Annotated in this window: 22 protein-coding genes; 5 read left to right on the forward strand and 17 right to left on the reverse strand. The window is 73.8% G+C overall.

Translation table 11 applies throughout. From position 1 onward, the window contains the following. Positions 1-5: 5 nt before the first annotated feature. The 4 genes from FE634_RS10925 to FE634_RS10940 all read right to left on the reverse strand — a co-directional run bounded on the left by FE634_RS10925 (position 6) and on the right by FE634_RS10940 (position 4,827). The gene (locus tag FE634_RS10925; protein WP_138875887.1) at positions 6-1,472 is read right to left on the reverse strand and encodes a hypothetical protein; all 1,467 of its coding nucleotides are present in this window, start codon (positions 1,470-1,472) and stop codon (positions 6-8) included. Continuing rightward, positions 1,453-3,378 (reverse strand): 1-deoxy-D-xylulose-5-phosphate synthase, encoded by a 1,926-nt coding sequence (dxs, locus tag FE634_RS10930; RefSeq protein WP_138875888.1) that lies wholly within the window; start codon positions 3,376-3,378, stop codon positions 1,453-1,455. The genes FE634_RS10925 and dxs overlap by 20 nt, the downstream gene beginning before the upstream one ends. A gap of 79 nt (positions 3,379-3,457) precedes the next feature. After that, positions 3,458-4,411: an SMP-30/gluconolactonase/LRE family protein gene (locus FE634_RS10935; RefSeq protein ID WP_138875889.1), complete on the reverse strand. Its 954-nt coding sequence runs from the start codon at positions 4,409-4,411 to the stop codon at positions 3,458-3,460. After that, positions 4,408-4,827, reverse strand: a complete 420-nt coding sequence (locus FE634_RS10940; RefSeq protein WP_138875890.1) for an NUDIX domain-containing protein — start codon at positions 4,825-4,827, stop codon at positions 4,408-4,410. The genes FE634_RS10935 and FE634_RS10940 overlap by 4 nt, the downstream gene beginning before the upstream one ends. Positions 4,828-4,867: 40 nt before the next feature. Here FE634_RS10940 and FE634_RS10945 point away from each other — a divergent pair, with 40 nt between their 5' ends. Then, positions 4,868-5,902 (forward strand): glycosyl hydrolase family 18 protein, encoded by a 1,035-nt coding sequence (locus FE634_RS10945; protein ID WP_148240591.1) that lies wholly within the window; start codon positions 4,868-4,870, stop codon positions 5,900-5,902. A 194-nt stretch (positions 5,903-6,096) separates the two neighbouring features. On the opposite strand, the gene FE634_RS10950 is transcribed toward FE634_RS10945, so the two are convergent. The 5 genes from FE634_RS10950 to FE634_RS10970 all read right to left on the reverse strand — a co-directional run bounded on the left by FE634_RS10950 (position 6,097) and on the right by FE634_RS10970 (position 10,271). Continuing rightward, positions 6,097-8,313 carry a DUF3376 domain-containing protein gene (locus FE634_RS10950; RefSeq protein ID WP_187366674.1) on the reverse strand — a complete coding sequence of 739 codons (2,217 nt, stop codon included), beginning with the start codon at positions 8,311-8,313 and terminating at the stop codon, positions 6,097-6,099. A gap of 78 nt (positions 8,314-8,391) precedes the next feature. Further along, positions 8,392-8,763, reverse strand: a complete 372-nt coding sequence (locus FE634_RS10955; protein WP_137295315.1) for a hypothetical protein — start codon at positions 8,761-8,763, stop codon at positions 8,392-8,394. A 33-nt stretch (positions 8,764-8,796) separates the two neighbouring features. After that, positions 8,797-9,210, reverse strand: a complete 414-nt coding sequence (locus FE634_RS10960; protein ID WP_137295316.1) for a YjbQ family protein — start codon at positions 9,208-9,210, stop codon at positions 8,797-8,799. Next, on the reverse strand, positions 9,203-9,511 hold the full coding sequence (locus tag FE634_RS10965; protein ID WP_137295317.1) for a thiamine-binding protein: 309 nt from the start codon (positions 9,509-9,511) through the stop codon (positions 9,203-9,205). Before FE634_RS10965 ends, FE634_RS10960 begins: the two co-directional genes overlap by 8 nt. Before the next feature lie 58 nt (positions 9,512-9,569). After that, on the reverse strand, positions 9,570-10,271 hold the full coding sequence (locus tag FE634_RS10970; protein WP_137295318.1) for a hypothetical protein: 702 nt from the start codon (positions 10,269-10,271) through the stop codon (positions 9,570-9,572). A gap of 111 nt (positions 10,272-10,382) precedes the next feature. Here FE634_RS10970 and FE634_RS10975 point away from each other — a divergent pair, with 111 nt between their 5' ends. Beyond that, a complete protein-coding gene (locus FE634_RS10975; protein WP_138875894.1) occupies positions 10,383-10,688 on the forward strand; it encodes an MmcQ/YjbR family DNA-binding protein in 306 nt (101 codons plus the stop codon). A 116-nt stretch (positions 10,689-10,804) separates the two neighbouring features. Here FE634_RS10975 and acnA read toward each other — a convergent pair whose 3' ends face one another. Together acnA and FE634_RS10985 are read right to left on the reverse strand one after the other, a co-directional pair. Then, positions 10,805-13,489: an aconitate hydratase AcnA gene (gene acnA / locus FE634_RS10980; protein WP_148240593.1), complete on the reverse strand. Its 2,685-nt coding sequence runs from the start codon at positions 13,487-13,489 to the stop codon at positions 10,805-10,807. 191 nt (positions 13,490-13,680) lie between these two features. Continuing rightward, entirely contained in the window at positions 13,681-14,478 is a 798-nt protein-coding gene (locus FE634_RS10985; RefSeq protein WP_137295321.1) for a VWA domain-containing protein, read from the reverse strand. Positions 14,479-14,627: 149 nt separating this feature from the next. Between FE634_RS10985 and FE634_RS10990 the strand changes: the two genes are divergently transcribed. After that, positions 14,628-15,200: a dihydrofolate reductase family protein gene (locus FE634_RS10990; protein ID WP_137295322.1), complete on the forward strand. Its 573-nt coding sequence runs from the start codon at positions 14,628-14,630 to the stop codon at positions 15,198-15,200. A gap of 16 nt (positions 15,201-15,216) precedes the next feature. Here the strand turns inward: FE634_RS10990 and FE634_RS10995 are convergent, their stop codons facing one another. Beyond that, positions 15,217-16,341, reverse strand: coding sequence for a class I SAM-dependent RNA methyltransferase (locus tag FE634_RS10995; protein ID WP_138875895.1), 1,125 nt, complete (start codon positions 16,339-16,341; stop codon positions 15,217-15,219). Next, positions 16,338-18,395, reverse strand: a complete 2,058-nt coding sequence (locus FE634_RS11000) for an APC family permease (RefSeq protein WP_170981686.1) — start codon at positions 18,393-18,395, stop codon at positions 16,338-16,340. The genes FE634_RS10995 and FE634_RS11000 overlap by 4 nt, the downstream gene beginning before the upstream one ends. Positions 18,396-18,475: 80 nt before the next feature. Between FE634_RS11000 and FE634_RS11005 the strand changes: the two genes are divergently transcribed. Further along, positions 18,476-19,126 carry a potassium channel family protein gene (locus tag FE634_RS11005; protein ID WP_396954643.1) on the forward strand — a complete coding sequence of 217 codons (651 nt, stop codon included), beginning with the start codon at positions 18,476-18,478 and terminating at the stop codon, positions 19,124-19,126. Further along, positions 19,123-19,797, forward strand: coding sequence for a potassium channel family protein (locus FE634_RS11010; RefSeq protein ID WP_137295326.1), 675 nt, complete (start codon positions 19,123-19,125; stop codon positions 19,795-19,797). Before FE634_RS11005 ends, FE634_RS11010 begins: the two co-directional genes overlap by 4 nt. 218 nt (positions 19,798-20,015) lie before the next feature. On the opposite strand, the gene FE634_RS11015 is transcribed toward FE634_RS11010, so the two are convergent. The 4 genes from FE634_RS11015 to dut are packed head-to-tail and all read right to left on the reverse strand — an operon-like array spanning position 20,016 to position 22,291. After that, positions 20,016-20,786: a DUF3159 domain-containing protein gene (locus tag FE634_RS11015; RefSeq protein WP_262347391.1), complete on the reverse strand. Its 771-nt coding sequence runs from the start codon at positions 20,784-20,786 to the stop codon at positions 20,016-20,018. Beyond that, positions 20,783-21,145, reverse strand: coding sequence for an OB-fold nucleic acid binding domain-containing protein (locus FE634_RS11020; protein WP_137295327.1), 363 nt, complete (start codon positions 21,143-21,145; stop codon positions 20,783-20,785). Before FE634_RS11020 ends, FE634_RS11015 begins: the two co-directional genes overlap by 4 nt. Before the next feature lie 17 nt (positions 21,146-21,162). Further along, positions 21,163-21,816 carry a DUF3710 domain-containing protein gene (locus FE634_RS11025; RefSeq protein ID WP_138875896.1) on the reverse strand — a complete coding sequence of 218 codons (654 nt, stop codon included), beginning with the start codon at positions 21,814-21,816 and terminating at the stop codon, positions 21,163-21,165. Between the two features lie 4 nt (positions 21,817-21,820). Next, positions 21,821-22,291, reverse strand: coding sequence for a dUTP diphosphatase (gene dut, locus FE634_RS11030; protein ID WP_138875897.1), 471 nt, complete (start codon positions 22,289-22,291; stop codon positions 21,821-21,823). Positions 22,292-22,295 lie beyond the last annotated feature (4 nt).

Consider the following 22,295-nt stretch of genomic DNA (forward strand, 5'->3'; position numbering starts at 1 on the left):
CAACCCTAGGGGCCGGTGGGCGGCGGGGACGTCGCCGGGCCGGTGGGCGGGGCGCCGTCGGTGGGCTCGGTCACCACGGGCGCGTAGGTGCGGGCCATCAGGTCGGCGCCCCGCCGGGCGACCTCGGCCAGCGGGACCCGGAGGACCTGGCGCACCACCCGCGCGTCGTCCTGGCCGGGCTCGGCGGTGAAGGCGTCCAGGAGGGCCCAGACACCCTGCTCGCCGCGGGCGCGTGCCACCCACTCGACCATCCACCACGCGAGGGCGTAGTGCTCGGCGGCGTCCTCGTCGTTGAAGGCGTCCTCGGCGGGCAGGCGCAGCGTCCCGGCGCGGGCGGCGGCCAGGGTGCGGGCCGGGACCCGGCGCTCCCCGGGGGCGAGGGCCTGGACCGACAGCCACTCGGCCACGCCCTCGCTCAGCCAGACCGGGGCCTCGTCGTCGTGGGTGCCGACGGCGACGTGGGTGAGCTCGTGCCGCACCAGCCGGGCCAGGTCGGCCGACCGGCGCGGTCCGAGCCGGTCGAGGGCGCTGCCGTTGAGGGCGAACCGGGTCGAGGCGATGGCGTCGTCGCCCGCCTCCGGGCCCACCGGCACGGTGATGGCCACGGCGTCGAGGGCCTGCGGATCACCACCGGGGACCTCCTCGAGCCCCGCGAGGAACGCCGGGTCGGACAGGGCGTAGAAGACGACGGTCCGCGGCCACGCGTAGGGGACCCGGGCGGCGACGTCGTCGACGCCGGCCGCGACCGTGGCCACGAGCTCGGGGCCGCGCCCGGCGGTGCCGGCGTCGAGCACCCCGAGGACGTTGCCCGTGCGCACCGCGGTGACCGCGCCGGTCTCCCACGGCTCGCGCAGGCCGAGGTGGGCGTCCTCCCAGGCCGGGTCGGTGGTCGAGTCGACGACGAACCGGGCACCGTCCGGGGCGAACCGGAAGCGGTCGAGGGTGCGCACGGCGTGCTGGTCGAACGCGCCGAGCCGGGTGGTGACCTCGACGACCCCCCAGTAGCCGTCCCCGGTGCGGACCAGGCTCTCGGGGGCCAGCCGGTAGGAGAACCGGGAGAGGGGCAGCTGGGTGATGCTGGCGAAGTACCGGTCCTCGGAGGCGCGGAGGTCGGCGTCGGCGCCGAGACCGGCGTCGAACCCGGCGCGGTCACGGGTCAGGACGGCGGTCGCGCGCGCGTCCAGGACGCCCTGGAGGGTGGTGGCGACGTCGGCCGGCACCACCCCGGTCACCCCGCTCGGACCGCTCGGTCCGGGGCTGCCCGGCGGGACCGGTGCGGCGGTGGAGGTCGCCGGGGCGGCCGGGGCGACCACCGGGTCGGCCGGCGGCGGGGGCGTGGTGCGGCCGGGGCTTCCGCAGGCGGCGACGCCCAGCGCGAGCAGCGCCAGGCCCGCGGCACGCCCGGTGCTCAGGGCAGTGGTGCGGGCGGTGGTGGCGACCCGGGACCGGACGTCAGCGCGTGCGGTCGGCATCGACGTCGGGTCGGATGCCGCCCGTCCCCCCGGCGGGATCGCCGAGGGCCGACATCGCCTCGACGATGCCGAGGGCCAGGGCCTGGGGCGTGAGACCGATCCGCTCGAGGATCGCGGCCCGCTTGGCGTGGTCGAGGAACTCCTGCGGGATGCCGTGGAGGCGGAACGGCGTGTGCACGCCGGCGGCGTTGAGGGTCTGCAGCAGGACCGCGCCGCAGCCACCGACCTCGCCGTTGTCCTCGATGCTCACGACCAGGCGGTGGTCGCGGGCCAGCTCGACGACGGCGGGGTCGACCGGCTTGACCCAGCGCGGGTCGACGACCGTGACCCCGATGCCCTGGGCCACGAGGCGGTCGGCGACGTCGACGGCCACCTCGGCCATCGAGCCGACCGCGACCACGAGGACGTCCTGGTCGCCGGTGCGCACCAGCACGTCGGCCCCGCCGGCCCGGCCGACCGCCTCGATGTCGGCGGGCGGCGGGCCCTTCGGGAAGCGGACCACGGTGGGGGCGTCGTCGACGTCGACGGCCTCGCCGAGCAGCTCGCGCATCCGGGTGACGTCGCGCGGAGCGGCGAGCCGCAGGCCCGGCACCACCTGGAGGATCGACATGTCCCACATGCCGTTGTGGCTGGCCCCGTCGTCGCCGGTGACGCCGGAGCGGTCGAGGACGAAGGTGACGCCGAGGCGGTGCAGGGCGACGTCCATCAGCACCTGGTCGAAGGCCCGGTTGAGGAAGGTCGCGTAGACCGCGAACACGGGGTGCAGCCCGCCGAGCGCGAGGCCGGCCGCCGACGTGGCGGCGTGCTGCTCGGCGATGCCGACGTCGAAGGAGCGCTCGGGGAACTGCCGCTGGAACGCGTCGAGCCCGACGGGGTGGGTCATGGCCGCGGTGATCGCGACGACGTCCTCGCGACGCTGCCCGATCTCCACGATCGCGTCGGAGAAGTGGTCGGTCCAGATCCGACCCTTGGGCTTCTCGGCGCCGGTCTGCACGTCGAAGGGCCCGGGCGCGTGGAACTGGTCGGCCTCGTGGCGCTCGGCGGGGTCGTAGCCGTAGCCCTTGCGGGTGATCGCGTGCACGATCACCGGTCCGTTGAACTTCTTGGCCTGGGCCAGCACCTGCTCCATCGCGGCGCGGTCGTGGCCGTCGACGGGGCCCACGTACTTGAGGCCGAGGTCCTCGAAGAGCCCCTGGGGCGCCAGCGCGTCCTTGAGGCCCTTCTTCATCGCGTGCAGCGCGTCGTAGGCGGCGGGGCCGACCCCGGGCACCGCGGTGAGGCGCCGCTTGACCAGGTCGAGGACGTTCTCGTAGCGCGGGCTGGTGCGCAGCGAGGTGAGCGCCGTCGCCAGCCCGCCGATGGTCGGGGTGTAGGAGCGGCCGTTGTCGTTGACGACGATGACCAGCCGGCTGTCCTTGGCGATCGCGATGTTGTTGAGCGCCTCCCAGGCCATGCCGCCGGTGAGGGCGCCGTCACCGATGACGGCGACGGTGTGCCGGTCCTCGCCGCGGATCCGGTAGGCCTTGGCCAGGCCGTCGGCGTAGCTGAGCGCGGTTGAGGCGTGGGAGTTCTCGACGATGTCGTGCGGCGACTCCGCCTGGCTGGGGTAGCCGCTCATGCCGCCCTCGCGGCGCAGCGTGCCGAACGTCGCGACGCGGCCGGTGACGAGCTTGTGCACGTAGGACTGGTGGCCGGTGTCGAAGACCACGCGGTCGAGCGGGGAGTCGAAGACCCGGTGGATGGCCAGGGTCAGCTCCACCACGCCGAGGTTGGGGCCGAGGTGGCCGGTGTTGGTCGCGACGGTCCTGATGAGGAGGTCGCGGATCTCGGCAGCCAGCACCTCCAGCTGGTCGTCGTCGAGGGCGCGCAGGTCGCGCGGCCCGGTGATGGACTCCAGCAGTGACATGCCCTCGAGGTTACCTGCTCGTAGCGCCTCCCCCGGGATCGGCAGGACCCCCTCCCGCGGCGGCGCCGTGTCGTTCGCCTCAGAGGTCCACGACGGCGATCGCGGGCTCGTGCAGGCTGCCGAGCCACACCCGGCCGTCGTGCTCCCGGACGCCGGTGACCATGTGGTAGCCCGTGCGCTGGGTGGTCGGGTCGACGTCGACGTCGTGCACCAGCCGGCCGTCGTCGTCGTAGGCCTGGACCCGCACGGTCCGCCGCGGCGCCGGCTGGAGCCGCTCGGGCAGCCGGGTCGCGAGGCGGCGCAGCGCCATCGGGGCGGTCTGCAGGCGCTCGACGGTGGCGTCGCGGGGGCTGGCGATGGTGACCCAGATGAGGCCGTCGCTGCCGCGGGCGATGTTGTCGGGGTAGCCGGGCAGGTTGCTGCACAGGAGGTCGCGCATGCCGGCGTTCGGGCCGGTGAGCCAGCGGCGCACGACGGTGCGGGCGCCGGTCTCGGCCACCGCGACGTAGTCCTCGGCCCGCGACAGCGCGACGCCGTTGGCGAAGGCGAGCCCGTCGAGGACGACGGTGACGGTGCCGTCGGTGTCGAGGCGCAGCAGCCGCCCGGTCCGGGTGTTCTGGACGAGGTCGGCCTTCCAGTCCTCGATGCCGAAGCGGGTGGAGGAGTCGGAGAACCAGACCGTCCCGTCGGCGGCGATCGCGGCGTTGTTGCAGAACCGCATCGGCCGGCCGTCGACCTCGCCGGTGACCGCCTCGACGGCACCGTTGCGGGTGTCGACGCGCAGCAGGCCGCGGTGCGCGTCGCAGACCAGGAGCCGCCCGTCGAGGTCGATCTCGAGGCCGAGCGGGCGTCCCCGGGTCTGGGCCACCCGGTCGACCTGGGAGCCGTCGGGGCTGACGCGGAAGACCGAGCCGTCCTCGGTGCCGGTGAAGACGGCGCCCTCGTCGGCGCCGGAGCGGCCCACGACGACGTCCTCGGCGCCCGGACCGGGGACGGGGTGGACGGTGAGGGTGCGGTTCGTGCCGGTCGTCATGGCAGCAGCTCTCGGTAGAGGTCGGAGGCGAGGAAGTCGTCCAGGACGAGGGCGCAGGAGGTCGTGAGCGGCAGGGTGCGGAGCCGGGCGGGCTCGACGAAGACCATCTGCCGGCCCTCGTGGCACTCGACCTCGGTCAGCTCGGTGCGGGCGGCGTAGAGGCGGAAGGTGTCGTCGCCGCCGCACGGCTCGCTGAAGAACGTGCGCTCGCCCCACAGCACCAGCCCGCCGTCGAGGACGACGCCGGTCTCCTCGGCCAGCTCCCGGTAGGCGGCCTGCTCGTAGCTCTCGCCCTCCTCGACCCCGCCGCCGGGGAAGCCCCACCGCTCGGGATCGATCCGCGGGTGCTCGTCGCGCTCCTGCACCAGCAGCCGGCCGTGCGGGTCGACGAGGGTGGTGGAGGCGAAGCGGTGCACCCGACCAACCTAGTGGCCCCGGTGGTGCGACCCTGGGGCCATGACCGGTCGTCGACCCACCGCCCTGGCCCTCGGGACGCTCCCCCTGCTGCTGGCCCTGGTGCTGGCCCTGGCGCTCGCCGCGCCGGCCCCGCCGGCGTCCGCCCGCGCCGAGGAGCCGGAGGTCACCGGGTACGCGCTGGGCAGCCTGGCGGCCCGGGTGCTCGCCCGCGACGCCGGCGCGCTGACCACGGTCACCGTCGCGGCCGCCCCGCTGTCCGCCGACGGCCGGCGGGCGCTGCGCCCGGCCGCCGACGTCCTGCGGGTGGGGCGGGTGGCGCGACGTCAGGGGCTGCGCACCGAGCTGCTGCTCTCGAACTACAGCAACCGCCTCGGCGCCTTCGACCCGCGCGCCGCGCACCGGCTGCTCTCCGACCCGCGGTCGGTCCGCCGGGTGGCCCGCCAGCTCGCGCGTCACGTCGCCGACGGCCGCTGGGACGGCGTCAACGTGGACCTCGAGCTGGTCCGGCGCGACGACGCGGGCGGGCTCGTCGCCCTGGTCGAGGCGCTCCAGGACGCGATGCCCGCCGAGCGGACCGTCACCATCGACATCAGCGCCTCGACCTCGCTGCGCTCCTACCGCGACCGCGGCTACGCCCTGGCCCGGATCGGGCGCGCCGTGGACGCCGTCCAGCTGATGGCCTACGACCAGCACGGGCCGACGTGGTCGGGTCCCGGGCCGGTCGGCGACCTGCGCTGGCAGCGGGCCGCCGTCGAGACCGTCCTGCGCCGGGTCCCGGCGAGCCGCCTGGACCTCGGCGTCGCGGGCTACGGTTACACCTGGCCGCCGGCGTCCTCGGGCCGCACCGGGCGCACGGTGACGCCGGCCCGGGCCCGGCTGCTGGTCGAGCGGGCCGGCGTCCGCGCGGTCTGGCACGCCCGGTCCGGCGAGTGGTCGGCCCGCCTGCCCGACGGCACGGCGCTCTGGTGGTCCGACGCCCGCTCCTACGACCGCCGCGTCGACCTCGCCGAGGAGCTCGGCCTGCGCGGACTCGCCGTCTGGCGCCTTGGCTCCGCCGACCCCCTCCCCCGCTGACCCGTCGCTGATCACTGACGGGTCACCCACCCCTCCGCGCTGACCCGTCGCTGATCACTGACGGGTCACCCACCCCTCGACGCTGACCCGTCGCTGATCACTGACGGGTCACCCACCCCTCCGCGCTGACCCGTCGCTGATCACTGACGGGTCACCCACCCCTCGGCGCTGACCCGTCGCTGATCAGCGACGGGTCAGCGGGGGTGGTGGTCGTCGTCGGTGGCGCGGTCGACGACGCGGTCGAGGTAGAGGCGGACGGGGGTGGCGACGACCCGGACGAGGCGGAGCTTGAGGCGCTCGGCGAGGCCGGCGTCCGGCGGGACGTCGGTGTCGTCGACCCGGCGCGCGAGCACCCACTCCAGGGCCGGACCGGCCCCCCGGACCTCGCCGAGCACCTCCGGGACGGTGTCGATGAGGAGGTCGAGCGAGTCGTCCTCGGCCACCATCTCGCGCAGCAGCTGTCCCGGTTGCTGGTGGTAGGCCCGCAGCGCGCCCACCTCGAGCCGGTCCGGGCTCGTGCCGTCGGCCGCGAGGATGGCGTCCGCGAGCGCCCGGCACGCGGGATCGTCGGCGAACCCGCGTCCGACGAGGTACTCGCAGAGCGCGCTGGCGCCGTCGAGGCGGCCCCACAGCCAGTCGTGCGCGCGCCCCTCGCGCGAGCCGAACGCCCCGAAGTGGTTCCACCGCTCGCCGTGGAGCTTCCGGGCCGGCCAGTCGCCGTAGCCGCTCGCCTCCACCGGCACCAGGGGCGGGGCGGCCGGGGTGACCTGGCGGTAGCGAAACGCCGGCCGGTCCCCCGACTCCGGCGACAGCGCCGAGGACACCACCTCCAGGTCGAGCGAGTGCTGGGCCAGGTCGGCGGCGCTCGGCGCGCCGGGCCAGGCGACGCCGACCGCCTCGACGACGTCCGCGAGCAGCACCCCGACCTCCGCGCGCGCCCCCAGGTCGTCGTGGACGGCGGTCAGCGCGGCCAGCCGCGCCGACGGCGACGACGTCGGGGCGACGGCGGCCAGCAGCGCCTCCTCCTCGGCGCGGCGCAGCGTGCGGACCCGGCGCTGGGCCCGGTCGACCGCGCGGAAGGCCTGGGTGCGGGTGGCGTCGTCGGCCGCGGTGAGGACGAGCGCGCGTCCCCACCAGCGCAGGATCCGCGCCGCGGCCGGCAACCCCCAGGACCAGGCGGTCGGGTCGAACGCCGGCCCGTCGGGCACCACCGGCCAGGCCTCCCCGGCGAGCTCGAGGGGGGCCGGGGGCACCAGCTGGGCGGGCCGCCCGAGCGCGAGCAGCCACCGCTCGGCCTCCTCCAGGCGCCGCGCCCGGTAGGCGGGGAACAGCGCCGCGGCCGCCGCCCGCCCCGCGACCGGGTCGAGCACGGGCACCGAGGACGGCGACAGCAGGTCGGCCAGCACGTGGTGCGGCCCGGACCGGCTGGACGACGCCCGGGCGAAGGACTCACCCAGGGTCTCCATGTCGGCGCGCTGGTCGGGCTCGCGCACGGCGCCGACCACCGCCCCGACCACCCGGGCGACGTCGGGTGCGTCCCCGCTGGTCCAGGGCTGTCCGGCGGCGGCGGTGCTCGGCGTGACGTAGAGGACGACGCGCTCGAACGGCGCCGCCACCGACCGGTCGCGCAGCTCGTCGAGGAGCGGCTCGAAGGGGGCGTTGTCGAGCACGCCCCCGTCGATCAGCCACGTCTGCGGGTCGTCGTCGCGCCGGTCGCGGCGGCGCTCGCGCAGGGCGGCGCCCTCCCACACGGGCGCGAAGGCGACCGGGAGCCCCGCCGAGGCCCGCCCCGCCAGGGCGACCACGGTGTCGGGGCCGAAGTCGTCGTCCTCGAGGACGCCGTCGGCGCCGTGGCGCAGGCGGAACCGGTAGACCCGGCGGCTGTCGACCGCCCAGGCGGCGAGCCCGTGCTCGAGGTCGTAGCGACGCGGCTGCGGCCGCAGCGCCGTCGCGGTGACCAGCAGCGTGCACTCGGCCGGCTCGAGGCCCGGGCGCGGCGCGATGCCGGCGACGACGTCGGCGACCGAGCGGACGAAGAAGTCGCCGTCGAGCACCGACGGCGCGGCCTCCTTGTCCTCGCGGAGCAGCGCGCCGCGCTGGAGCGCGGCGAGGTCGCCCCAGACGGCCTTCATGTGCGGCAGCTCCGCGCCGCGGGCGACCGCCGTGGCGAGCAGCGTGCCGTTGATGCCGCCGGCGCTGGTGCCGGCGACGGCGTCGACCACCACGCGCCGGTCGGTGCGCCCGAGGATCGCGCGCCAGGCGTCGTGCACCGCCTGCTCCCCCGGCTCGGCGGGACCGACGCCGACCGAGGCCAGGCGCAGCCGGTCGAGCTCGTGGACGACGCCGCCCATCCACACCGCCAGGCTGACGCCGCCGTTCAGGACGAGCGCGAAGCGGGTCTCGGTGGTCATGCCCCCACCTGACACCCGCCACCGACCCGACCGCATGACCCGTTCGGGTCACCACCACGGGGACCGGTCACGGGCGGCTCAGAGCCGGGGCCGGTGCCGGGTGCCGCGCAGGGCGTCCTCGACCAGCCCGACCTCGCGGCGCACGGCGGACAGGCGGGCGTCCTCGGTCAGCCAGGTGTCGACGGCGGCGTCGACGACGTCGGGGCTCGCGACGTCGCGCAGCTCGGCACGCGCCTCGCTCAGGCCGCGGCGGCAGGCGGCCTGCATCGCCTCGACGTGCAGCACCGCGAACCGGGCGAGCACCAGGACGTGGCGCCGCAGGGTCGGGTAGGTGCGGTACTCGGGTGGGCAGACGTCGAGGAGCCACGACTCCGCCGTGCCCTCCCAGCGCTCGGTGTCGGGGGGTCGGACCGGGCTCGGCCAGCCGGGCGGGGCGTACGGGCGGGACATGGCGCCAGGCTACTCGAACGCCTGTTCGAACGGCTAGCCCGCCAGGAAGGAGAACCGGACCTCGCGGACGTCGTTGTCGACGTTGAGGTCGACCAGGCAGATGCTCTGCCACGTCCCGAGCGCGAGGCTGCCGTCGAGGACCGGAACCGTGGCGTGCGGCGGCACGATGGCCGGCATCACGTGGGACCGACCGTGACCGGGGCTCCCGTGCCGGTGCCGCCAGCGGTCGTCGGCCGGCAGCAGGTCGCCGAGCGCGGTCAGCAGGTCGTCGTCGCTGCCGGCGCCGGTCTCGATGACGGCGATCCCGGCGGTGGCGTGCGGCACGAAGACCTGCAGCAGCCCGTCGTCGGCGCTGGCGACGTCGGCCAGGAACGCCTCGGCGTCCGCGGTCAGGTCGAGCACCCGCTCGGTGCCGCCGGTGCGGTACGAGCGGACCTCGCTACGCACCGCCGCGCTCCAGCGCCGACTCGAGCCGGTCGAGCTTCGCCGTCATCTCGCCGGACCGACCGGCGCGGATGTCGGCCTTGAGCACCAGACCGACCCGCGGGGAGACCTCGGCGACGACGTCGACGGCGCGCTTGACGACCGCCATCACCTCGTCCCACTCGCCCTCGATGTTGGTGAACATCGAGTTTGTCTCGTGCGGCAGCCCGGACTCCCGGACGACGCGCACCGCGGCCGCGACGGCCTCGGCGACTCCCCCGTCGGCGTCGCCGGAGCTGGGACTGATGCTGAAGGCCACGATCATGCCCGCCACGGTAGCGACCCGGTCGGAGGCTGGGTCGGCGGCCGGGTCGGCGGCCGGGTCAGCCGGTGAAGACCGCGTAGCTGCTGCCGAGGAAGAAGCCGCTGCCGGCGACCGTGTCGACGCAGGTGACGCCCGAGGCCTCGAGCAGGCATTGGACCGCACCGGACGGCGAGGCGACCACCGAGCCGTCGGCGACGCTCGCGGCGCCGGGCTCGCGGATGGTGTCGCTGTTGCACTCCGCGGTCGGGGCGCCGCCCTCACCGAAGACCACCCGGCCCACGCTCTGGACCGGCCCGTCGGTCCCGCAGTAGTCGGGGTCGGGGATGCCGCCGGAGGGCAGCTCGCACCCGACGGCGAAGCGGGACTGGGTCAGGCAGTAGATCCCCGAGGCGGTCTGGAACCGTTTCGCCGTCTGCGGCTCCTGGCCGGCGGCGTCGAGCTTGGCCAGCGCGTCGGCGTAGGTCGTCGGCACCGGGTCGGGGCCCGGCGCCGGGGGCGGCGTCGTGGTCTGCGACGGCTCGACCGTCTCGCTGGGGGTCGGGTCCGGCGTCGGCGTGAAGGACGGCGTCTCGGACGGCGTCTCGGACGGCGTCTCGCTCGGCGTCTCGGAGGGCGTCTCGGTGGGCGTCTCGGACGGGGTGGTCGGGCCCGAGGTCGGCGTGTCGCTGGGGGTCGGGTCGGCGCTCGGCTCGTCGTCACCGCAGGCGGACAGGCCCAGCGCGAGGACGGCGACCAGGGCCACGAGGGGAAGTCGGCTCACGCCGACATCGTCGCGCGTCGAGCCGCCGCCGGGGTGGAACCGGCCCCGCCCGGGCGCGCCGCGACGTCCGGTGCCCTCGACGCCGGCCGGCGCAGGGGTGATCCTGGTCCGATGACCCCCGAGGAGCTCGCCGAGCACTGCGCCTCGCTGCCGGGCTGCCGCCGCAAGGGCACGACCGCCCGCCCGGCCTGGTACGTCGCCGACCGGCTCGTGGTCCGCCTCGAGGACCCCACGACCGTGACCATCCGCTGCACGCTCGCCCAGCGCGAGAGCCTGCTCGCCGCCCATCCCGAGACGTTCGGCGTCCCGCCGTCGATGGAGCGGCACGAGAAGGTCCAGGCCGTCCTCGACCGGGGCGACGACGACGCCGTCCGCGACGCCGTGAGCGCGGCCCACCGCCTCCAGCGCGACCGCTAGCCCCGGCCCGGCAGCAGGGCGACGAGCGCGTCGCGGGCCTGGACGACGTCCGGACGCACCACCGCCCCGGCACCACGGGGGTGTCGGGGCGGTGGGGTGCCGGTGCGGGCGGGGCGTCAGGCCCGGCGCAGGTTGCGCAGGACGTACTGCATGATGCCGCCGTTGCGGTAGTAGTTCGCCTCGCCGGGGGTGTCGATCCGGACGACGGCGTCGAACTCGACGTCCTGGCCGCCGCCGGTCGCGGTGACCTTGACGGTCTTGGGCGTGCGGCCCTCGTTGAGCTCGGTGATCCCGGAGATCGAGAAGGTCTCCTCGCCGGTCAGTCCGAGCGACTCGGCGTTCTGGCCGGCCGGGAACTGGAGCGGGATGACGCCCATGCCGATGAGGTTCGAGCGGTGGATCCGCTCGTAGGACTCGGCGATGACGGCCTTGACGCCGAGCAGCGAGGTGCCCTTGGCGGCCCAGTCGCGCGAGGAGCCGGAGCCGTACTCCTTGCCGCAGAGGACCACGAGCGGCGTGCCCGCGGCGGCGTAGGACTCGGAGGCCTCGTAGATCGAGGTCACCGGGCCGTCGGCCTGGGTGAAGTCGCGGGTGAAGCCGCCCTCGGTGCCGGGCGCGATCTGGTTGCGCAGCCGGATGTTGGCGAACGTGCCCCGGATCATCACCTCGTGGTTGCCGCGGCGCGAGCCGTAGGAGTTGAAGTCGCGCTGCTGGACGCCGTGCTCGGCGAGGTAGGTGCCCGCGGGCGAGTCCTTCTTGATCGCACCGGCCGGGCTGATGTGGTCGGTGGTGACCGAGTCGCCGAGCTTGAGCAGGACCCGGGCGCCGTCGATGTCGGTGACCGGGGTCGGCTCGTCGGGCATGCCGTCGAAGTACGGGGGCTTGCGGACGTAGGTCGACTCGGGGTCCCACTCGAAGGTCTTGCCCTCGGGGGTCGGCAGCGACTGCCAGGTCTCGTCGCCGGCGAAGACGTCCTGGTAGCTGTCGCCGAACATCTCCGAGCTGATCGCCTCGCCGATGACCCGCTCGACCTCGCTGGGCGAGGGCCAGATGTCCTTGAGGAAGACGTCGTTGCCGTCGGTGTCCTGGCCCAGCGCGTCGCCGAACAGGTCGAGGTCCATCGAGCCGGCGAGCGCGTAGGCCACCACGAGCGGCGGCGAGGCGAGGTAGTTCATCTTGATGTCGGGGTTGATCCGACCCTCGAAGTTGCGGTTGCCCGACAGCACCGAGGTGACCGCGAGGTCGGCCTCGTTGACCGCGGCGGAGACCTCGGGGATGAGCGGGCCGGAGTTGCCGATGCAGGTCGTGCAGCCGTAGCCCACGAGGTTGAACCCGAGCTTGTCGAGGTACGGCGTGAGGCCGGCCTTGTCGTAGTAGTCCGAGACGACCTTCGAGCCCGGCGCCAGGGTCGTCTTGACCCACGGCTTGCGGGACAGGCCCTTGTCGACGGCGTTCTTCGCGAGCAGCGCGGCCGCGATCATCACCGAGGGGTTCGAGGTGTTGGTGCACGACGTGATCGCGGCGATGGTGACGGCGCCGTGACCGATGGTGACGGCCTGGCCGTCGATCTCGAAGTCGATCGTGCGGTCGGGCTCGTCGGTGTAGTCGGCGAGCGCGGTGCGGAACTTCGGGCCGGCCTCGCTGACCTCGACGCGGTCCTGGGGACGCTTCGGGCCGGCCAGGCTGGGGACGACGGTCGACACGTCGAGCTCGAGCTTCTCGGAGTAGCGCGGCTCGGCGGCCGGGTCGTGCCAGAGGCCCTGCTCCTTGGAGTAGGCCTCCACCAGCGCGAGCTGCTCGGGCGAGCGCCCGGTGAGCTCGAGGTAGTCGATGGTCTGCTGGTCGATCGGGAAGACCGCGATCGTCGAGCCGAACTCGGGGCTCATGTTGCCGATCGTGGCGCGGTTGGCCAGCGGCAGCGCGGAGACGCCGGGGCCGTAGAACTCGACGAACTTGCCGACGACGCCGTGCTGGCGCAGCATCTCGGTGATCGTCAGCACCAGGTCGGTGGCGGTCGCACCCTCGGGCAGGTCGCCGTTGAGCTTGAAGCCGACGACGCGCGGGATGAGCATCGAGACCGGCTGGCCGAGCATCGCGGCCTCGGCCTCGATGCCGCCGACGCCCCAGCCGACGACGCCGATGCCGTTGACCATGGTCGTGTGGCTGTCGGTGCCGACGCAGGTGTCGGGGTAGGCCTGCTGCTCGCCGTCGACCTCGCGGACCATCGTCACGCGGGCGAGGTGCTCGATGTTGACCTGGTGCACGATGCCGGTGCCCGGGGGCACGACCTTGAAGTCGTCGAAGGCGCCCTGGCCCCAGCGCAGGAACTGGTAGCGCTCGCGGTTGCGCTCGTACTCGATCTCGACGTTGCGCTGGAAGGCGTCGGCGGAGCCGAAGACGTCGGCGATGACGGAGTGGTCGATGACCATCTCGGCCGGCGCGAGCGGGTTGATCTTGGTGGGGTCGCCGCCGAGGTCGGCCATCGCCTCGCGCATCGTGGCGAGGTCGACGACGCACGGGACGCCGGTGAAGTCCTGCATGATCACGCGCGCCGGCGTGAACTGGATCTCCTTGCTGGGGTCCGCGTCGGCGTCCCACCCGGCGATCGCCCTGATGTCGTCGGCGGTGATGTCGGCGCCGTCCTCGGTACGCAGGAGGTTCTCCAGCAGCACCTTGAGGCTGAACGGGAGGCTGTCGACGTCGAGGCCGTCACCCTTCACCGCGTCGAGCCGGAAGATCTCGTACGACGTCCCGTCGACGTCGAGGGTGCTCTTGGCTCCGAAGCTGTCCTTGCTGGGCATCAGCCGTCTCCTCTGGGTGCTCGTGTGGCCTCCGCCCATCTTGCCGCCGCCGGCAAGACCGGCGGTAGTAAGGCGGGCCTAACCGGCCTCGTCATGTCTCTTGATATCAAGATACACGGGATCGAGGAAGTTTTCACGTCGCGCCCGCGGACGCGACGGTCCCGGCGGCCGGGACCGTCGCGCGGGCCGGCTCAGGCCAGGAGGCCGAGCCGCTTGGCCTCGGTGACGTACTCGGCGTACTCGTCGAGCAGGGCGTCGATGAGCGCCTCGTCGGAGAGCGCGTCGATCGAGCCGATCGGCTTGTAGTCGGCGTTGTCGATCACCCGCTGCTCGAGGTCGTCGAGCTTCTGGAGGAAGTCGAAGGACTCCGCGCCGATCGAGAGGAACTTCCAGAAGATCGGGGCCGTGGAGACCTCGATGAGCGCCTGGACCGCCTGCGGCTTGGAGTTCGGGGCGCCGTCGGTGAGGAAGATGGCGAACACCGGCTCGGACGCCGGCCGCAGGTTGTCGGGCAGCGCCACGTCGACGGCACCCTCGACCTTCTTCTTGCGGCCGAACAGGCCCTTCTTCTCCCCGCCGCCCTGCTGCACGAGCTTGGGCGGGGCGAACCCGAAGTGGTCGCGCACGGTGCGGAAGGCGCCGGCGTAGTCGGTGGTACCCATCCGGCGGCCCTCGGTGAGCCGGTTGACGGCGCCGGTGTAGTTGTCGAGCGGCACCTCGCCGAGGTGGGCGGCGGTCGAGTCGAAGACGAAGAAGTCGATGGCGCCGTCGTCGTCGAGCTGGGTGGCGAGGGCCAGGATCCGCTCGGTCAGGTTCTGGACCCGGCCGGAGCTGTACTCCCGTGACATCGACCCGCTGTAGTCCATGACGAGCGCCACCTTGGCGCGGGTGCCGAACAGGTTCCGCTTCTCGAGGCTGATCTTGGCGGTCTTGGCGAGGCTGACCAGGCCGGGAGCGGTGGACTCGACCTTGTCGAGGGAGATGGGCATGCGGGAGGACCCTTTCGTGGCGGGTGGTGCGGACCCTCCCATCCTGCGGGGCGGCTGGTGACCTGAAACCTCGCGAGAGGTGTCGTACCGCGCGACCCCCGTTCGTGGAGAGGATGTCCGCACCAGATCCCGAGCCAGGAGACACCACCATGCGCACCCTCGTCGCCACCGCCTTCATGTCCCTCGACGGCGTCGTCGAAGCACCGGGCGGGGAGCCCGGCCACCGCAGCAGCGGCTGGACCTTCAGGGCCGTCCAGCACGACGACGCCGCCTACGAGATCAAGGGCCGCGAGCAGGAGGAGGCGACCGCCCTGCTCCTCGGCCGCGTCAGCTACCAGGCGTTCGCGCCGGTCTGGCCCGACATGACCGACGTCTTCCCCCGCTACAACGACATGCCGAGGTACGTCGTGTCGACGACGCTCGACGAGTCGGCCCTGGAGCCGCGCTGGCCCGCGACCGTCCTGCGCACCCTCGACGACGTCGCGGCGCTCAAGGAGACCGAGGGCGGGCCGATCTCGGTGCACGGCAGCGCGACCCTGGTCCGCAACCTCACCGACGCCGGCCTCGTCGACCGCTTCCACCTGCTCGTCTTCCCCGTCCTGCTCGGGGCCGGCAAGCGCTACTTCAGCGACACCGACAAGGACCTGCAGGCGCTGCGGGTCCTCGAGAGCGAGACCTACGCCAACGGCGTCCAGAAGCTGGTCTACGCCGTCGAGCGCTGACCGGCTCGACGCGGGCTCAGTCGTCCCCGGGCAGCAGCAGGGCCACGCACTCGACGTGGTGGGTCATCGGGAACAGGTCGAAGGCGCGCAGCGACGCCAGGCGGTAGCCGTGCTCGGCGAAGATCGCGACGTCACGGGCCAGGGCGGCGGGGTCGCAGGCGACGTGGGCGACGGCGCGTGGCGTGCGCGCCACGACCTGCTCGACGACGGCCCGCTTCGCGCCCTCGCGCGGCGGGTCGAGGACGACGAGGTCCCAGTGCCCGGCCAGCGACTCGGCGAGCACGCGGGCGACGTCGCCGGCCGTCGCCTCGGCGCCGGGGACGTTGTCGAGCGAGAGCGCCGAGGCGGTGGTGTCGCCCTCGACCATCGCGACCCGGCCCGTGCCACCCACGCGGTCGGCCAGGAACCGGCTGAACAGCCCGACGCCGGCGTACAGGTCGAGCGCCGACTCCCCCGGCTGCGGCGCGAGCGCCTCGAGGACGGCGTCCACGAGGGTCTCGGGCGCGCCCGGGTGCACCTGCCAGAACCCGCCGTCGGCGACCGCGAACGCGACGCCGTGCACGACGTGGGTCGCGGGGTCGGGCGACTCCAGCAGGCACTGGTCGACGGCGACCAGCTCGTGCGAGCGGTGCTTGCGCATCGCCCGGCCACCGCCGGGCAGCGAGGCGTAGCGCTGGCGGGTCCGCCAGCCGAGCCCGCCGACGTCGCCGGGCACCGCCTCGACCTCCACCGCGACGTCCAGGCCCGCGAGCCGGCGCAGCTGCTCGGCGACGACGGTCGCCTTGAGGTCGCGCTGGTGGGCGACCTCGACGTGCTGGAAGTCGCAGCCGCCACAGGCGTCGGGGCCGGCGTACGGGCAGGGCGCGGGCACCCGGTGCTCCGAGGCCGACAGCACCTCCACGGCGTCCGCACGCCAGAAGCGGTCGCCGTCGGTGCCCTCGGTGACGGCGACGACGACCCGCTCGCCGGGCAGCGCGTGCCGCACGAACACCGCGCGGCCCTCGTGCCGGGCGACGCAGAAGCCGCCGTGCCCGACCGGGCCGACCTCGACCTCGAAGCGCTCGCCGACCCGGGACTCGCCGCGGGCCTTCCTCGGCCGTGCCCGGCGGGCGCCGCCCGGACGGCGAGCTGCGGGGCTCACCGGTTGATCTGCCCGGAGGAGCGCGGGTCGGACCGGTCGTCGGCCTGGCCGCGGCGCAGGTCGCCGGCGCGGACGCGCTGCTGGTCGCGCTCCCCGCGCTCGACGGCGAGCTGGGAGGAGCGCAGCTGGTAGGGCACCGAGGTCACCATCACGCCGGGGGTGAACAGCAGCCGCCCCTTGAGCCGCAGGGCGGTCTGGTTGTGCAGCAGCTGCTCCCACCAGCGGCCGACGACGTACTCGGGGATGTAGACCGCGACGACGCCGCGCGGGTTGGCCCGCCGGATCTCGGTCGCGTAGGCCACGATCGGGTTCACCAGCTCGCGGTACGGCGAGTGCAGCAGCTTGAGCGGCACGCCGAGGTTGCGGCGCTCCCAGTTCTCGACCAGCAGGTTGGTCTCGACCGGGTCGGTGGCGACGTAGACGGCCTCGAGGACGTTCGGGCGCGACGCCTTCGCGAACGCCAGCGCCCGCAGGGTCGGCTTGTGCAGCTTGGAGACGAGCACGATCGCGTGCACCCGGGTCGGCAGCAGGTTGTCGCTCTCGTCGGCCTCGAGCTCGAGCGAGACCTTGTCGTAGTGGCCACGGATCGCGCGCATGAGGGCGTAGAAGAACACCATCGCCAGGATCGTGATCCAGGCGCCCTCCAGGAACTTGGTGAGCAGCACGACCACCAGCACGACCGCGGTGAACGACAGGCCGACGGCGTTGATGACCCGCGAGCGCTGCATCCGACGGCGGGAGGCCGGGTCGCGCTCGGTCGTCAGGTGGCGCGTCCAGTGCCGGATCATGCCGAGCTGGCTGAGGTTGAAGGAGACGAAGACGCCGACGATGTAGAGCTGGATCAGCCGCGTCGTCTCGGCGTTGAAGACGACGATCAGGATGATCGCCATGATCGCCAGGAACACGATGCCGTTGGAGTAGGCCAGCCGGTCGCCGCGCGAGCCCAGGGCCCGGGGCGCCAGCCCGTCCTTGGCGAGGATCGAGCCGAGCACGGGGAAGCCGTTGAACGCCGTGTTGGCGGCGAGCACCAGGATGATCCCGGTGACGATGACGACGGCGTAGAAGCCCGGCGGGAACTCGTTGAACACGGCCTTGGCGATCTGGGCGATGACGGCGTTCTGCTCGTAGTCGTCGCCGACCGCGCTGCCGTCGGGGTAGGTGAGCCGCTCGAGCTGGGCGGGGTCGACGAACCGCAGGCCCATCTGCTTGGCCAGCACGATGACGCTGACCATCATCGTGATCGCGATCAGCCCGAGCAGCAGCAGCGTGGTGGCCGCGTTGCGGCTCTTGGGCCGCTTGAACGCCGGGACGCCGTTCGAGATCGCCTCGACGCCCGTCAGCGCCGCACAGCCCGACGAGAAGGCCCGGGCCAGCAGGAACAGCAGCCCGAACGTCGTCAGCGAGCCGTCGAAGCTCGGGTCGGGCGTGATGCCCAGGTCCGCGCTCTCGACGTCGGGCAGTGTGCCCTGGGCCAGGCGCAGGAAGCCGTAGGCGCACATGCCGAGCACCGCGACCATGTAGGCGTAGGTGGGGACGGCGAAGAACGTGCCCGACTCCCGGATCCCGCGCAGGTTCACCGCGGTCAGCAGGACCACCATCACCGAGGCGAACGTCGCCTCGTGGTTGTGCAGCACCGGGATGGCGGCGCCGGCGTACTGCGCCGCGGCCGAGATCGACACCGCGACCGTGAGCACGTAGTCGACGAGCAGCGCGCTGGCCACCGTCGTCCCCGCCGTCTTGCCGAGGTTCACCGTCGCGACCTCGTAGTCGCCGCCGCCGCTCGGGTAGGCGTGCACGGTCTGGCGGTACGACGCGATCACGGCGGCCATCACGAGGGCGACGGCGATCGCGACCTTCCACGACCAGACGTAGGCCGAGGCGCCCGCGAGCGACAGCATGATGAAGACCTCGTCGGGCGCGTAGGCCACCGAGGACAGCGCGTCGCTGGCGAAGACGGGGAGGGCGATGCGCTTGGGGAGGAGCGTCTCCCCCAGCTGTGCGCTCCTGAGCTTGCGCCCCAGCAGAATCCGCTTGGAGACGTCACCGACACCCACGAGCGGCACAGTACTGGTGCGCGGTCCTTTCGCGTGCTTCGCGCGGCCGGGGCTACGGTGAGCGCGTGCACGTCGTGATCATGGGCTGCGGCCGCGTCGGTTCGACGCTGGCGCGCTCCCTCGAGGACCGGAACCACACCGTCGCCGTCATCGACAGCGAGCCGGACGCGTTCCGACGCCTCGGGCCGGCGTTCAACGGCGAGAAGGTCACCGGCTACGGATTCGACCAGCAGGTGCTGGAGAAGGCCGGGATCCGCCGGGCCGACGCCTTCGCCGCGGTCTCCAGCGGTGACAACTCCAACATCATCGCCGCGCGTGTCGCCCGCGAGCAGTTCGGCATCCAGCAGGTCGTCGCCCGGATCTACGACCCGGGCCGCGCCGAGGTCTACCAGCGCCTCGGCATCACGACGGTCGCCACGGTCAAGTGGACCGCCGACCAGGTGCTGCGCCGGATCCTGCCCGCCGGTGCCGAGCCCGACTTCCGCGACCCCAGCGGCACCGTCCGGGTCGACCAGGTGCCGGTGCCCGAGGTCTGGGTCGGGCAGCGCACGATCGACTTCCAGGAGCAGACCAGCTGCCGGATCGCCTGGATCGACCGGCTCGGCGAGGGAATGCTCCCGACCCGCGACACCGTGATCCAGGAGAACGACCTGATCCACCTCGTGATGCGCGAGGAGAACGCCGGACGGGCCATGGCCGTCATCAAGAAGGGCCCGGAGGTCCACTCATGAGGGTCGCCATCGCCGGAGCCGGTGCCGTGGGCCGCTCGATCGCGCGCGAGCTGATCGGCAACGGGCACGAGGTCCTGCTCATCGACAAGAGCCCGCGGTCGGTGATGCCCGAGCGGGTGCCGGACGCCGAGTGGCTGCTCGCCGACTCCTGCGAGCTCTCCTCGCTCGAGGAGGCGCGCCTCGACAAGTGCGACGTCGTCATCGCCGCCACCGGCGACGACAAGGTCAACCTGGTCACGTCGCTGCTGGCCAAGACCGAGTTCGGGGTCCCGCGCACGGTCGCCCGGGTCAACCACCCCAACAACGAGTGGCTCTTCACCGAGGCGTGGGGCGTCGACGTCAACGTCTCGACCCCGCGGATCATGTCGGCCCTCGTCGAGGAGGCCGTCACCGTCGGCGACCTCGTGCGGCTGTTCACCTTCCGCCAGGGCAACGCCAACCTCGTCGAGATGACCCTGCCCGCCGACTCGCCCTACGTCGGCAAGCCGGCCGGGCTCATCCCGTTCCCGGAGAACTGCGCGCTGGTCACCATCCTGCGCGACGGCCAGGTCTACGTGCCCGACGTCGAGCAGCCGGTCGAGGCCGGCGACGAGCTGCTGTTCGTCGTCCCGGCCGAGGGTGAGGACGAGCTCGAGCGCCTCCTGGCCCCCCTCGCCCACCCGAGGACGTAGCGGGAGCGCGAGGAACGAGCGCACCCGCGTCACGTCCGAAGGTCGAGCAAGGCCTCCGGCCGAGGAACGAGGCCGGAACGGCCGGGTCGAGACCACCGCAGCCGGTCAACCCAGCCGGACCACGGAGCCGGACCACCACAGCCGGACCACCGAGCCAGACCACCGACCCGGACCACCACAGCCGGCTGTGGAGACAGCCAGCCCACAGCCGACGAGCCTCAGCTCGTGCCCGGCTGAGCCTCGGGCTGCTCCAGCGGCGTCGCGTTGCGGGCCAGCAGCCACACCATCGCCGACCAGGAGCCGATCCGCAGCGGCCAGCCGAGTCCGTAGCGGAGCCCGGCGATGATCGCGACGGCGGTGTCGGCCTCGATCACGTCGCGCGAGCCGAGCAGCCACACCGGCCCCTGCAGCAGGACGCCGATCGCGCCGGGCGCACCGAGCAGCAGGGTGAGCCTCGAGCACAGGCGCACCACCTGGCGGTCGGCGTGCCACGCCGTGGGGTCGCCGGTGACGCTGCCGAGCATGAACCCGACGGCCGGCCACCGCGCGAGGACGGAGCCGAAGAGCAGGATCGTGTACCCCAGGCTGTAGAGGATCCCCGGCAGGAAGAAGGCCAGCGCCTGGTCGGACTCCGACCCGCCGCTGCTCGCGGCGATCCGCACGAAGACCCAGCCGATGCCGATCGAGAACACGGCGTTGAGGACGAACTGGAGGGTGCTGCGCTGCAGCAGCCGCAGCACCAGCGCGACCCCGGCGGCGGCCAGGCTGACGACCAGCGCCAGGGTCAGGTCCTTGGTGGGCAGCCACACGGCCGTGAACAGGATCCCGGGCACGCCGGCCTCGAGCATGCCGCGCCGCCCGCCCAGCGCCCTGGACATCTGCTGGCGCACCATCGCCTCGACGGTCGCGACCGTGGGGGCCGGCGGTGCGTCGGCGCCCGCGAGGGCCTCCGGGCGGTGGTCGGCGCCCGGCTCGTCGGTGGCGCTCACGGCATCAGCTCGTAGCGCGGGTTGTACATGAGCCGGACGCCGTCGTGGACGCCGATGCGGCCCCGGACCGTCAGCGAGCGGCCGGGGTCGACGCCGGCGATCCGGCGACGACCCAGCCAGAGGATCGTGACGACCCCGGAGCCGTCGTACAGCTCGGCCTCGAGCGCCGGGACCCCGCCGCGCGGACGAACCAGGATGCTGCGGACCGTGCCGCGCAGCTCGATCAGCTCGCGGTCGGGCGCCTCGCCGATCGCGACGTGACCGCCGCCGACGTAGGTGGCGCGCATCTCGCGGGCGTAGTCCTCGTCGGCGTTGGCCCACCGGCTGATGGTGCGCCGCAGTCGGCTCTTGTGACCCATGGCGCCGGTCCCGTCGCTCAGGCCTCGGTGGGCGCGGGGGCCGTGCCGCCGGCGGGCGGCGTCACGCGGCGGGCGCCCTCGGGCAGGGTGATCGGGAGCGGCTCGCCGACCGGCATCGGGCCGTCGCCGCGGCGGACGGCGATCTGGGTCAGCACGTCCTCCCACGGGGCGGCGGCCTCGGCGTCGCGGGCGGGCTTGCCGAGGAAGGTGGCGCGCAGGAGCCAGCGCGAGCCGTTGATCCCCACGATGCGCGAGTGCTGCAGCGTGGTGCCCTCGGTGCGGCGCACCTGGATCTCGCAGATGAGCTCGGTGCCGAAGCGACCCTCCCGCTCGGTGGCGGTGCCCCCGCGCTGGGCCATGTCGGCCGCGATCTGCGGGCGGACGTCGCTCCAGAGGTCGCCGTGGCGGGGGGCCGCGAAGGCACGGACCTCGATGGCACCCTCGGGGCCGGCCAGCAGCACCGACTTGACCTCGTTGGTCGACTCGTCGACCTGGAGCCGCAGCTCGAGGCCGGCCGACGGCGGCACCATCAGGGAGCCGAGGTCGACGCGGTCGATCCCGTCGGCGGGGACGTGCTCGGCGTCGTGCGGTCCGACGACGGGCTCCGACGTCGAGCCATCCTCGGCGCCCACCTCGGACACGTCGGCTGCGGACTTGCGGCGGAACTTCACTGCGTCACTCCTCGGAGGGTCTGGTGTCGGGGCCGAAGCCACCGGTAGAACCGTAGCCCCCGGCGCCACGGGCGCTCCCGGGGAGGCGGTCGACCTCCACGAACGCCGCCCGCTCGACCCGTTGCACCACCAGCTGGGCGATCCGGTCGCCGCGGCGCAGGGTGATCGGCTCGCGCGGGTCGAGGTTGACCAGGAGCACCTTGATCTCGCCGCGGTAGCCGGCGTCGACGGTGCCCGGCGTGTTGAGGACCGACAACCCGTGGCGGGCCGCGAGACCCGAGCGCGGGTGCACGAGCGCGACGTACCCCTCGGGCAGCGCGACGGCCAGCCCGGTCGGCACCAGGACCCGCTCCCCCGGCGCCAGGGTCACGTCGACCGCGGTCAGCAGGTCGGCGCCGGCGTCACCGGGGTGGGCGTAGGCCGGGAGCGGGAGGCCGGGGTCGAGGCGGAGCACCTGGATGTCGAGGTCGCGCACCTGC

Source organism: Nocardioides sp. S-1144 (assembly GCF_005954645.2).
GTDB lineage: Bacteria > Actinomycetota > Actinomycetes > Propionibacteriales > Nocardioidaceae > Nocardioides > Nocardioides dongxiaopingii.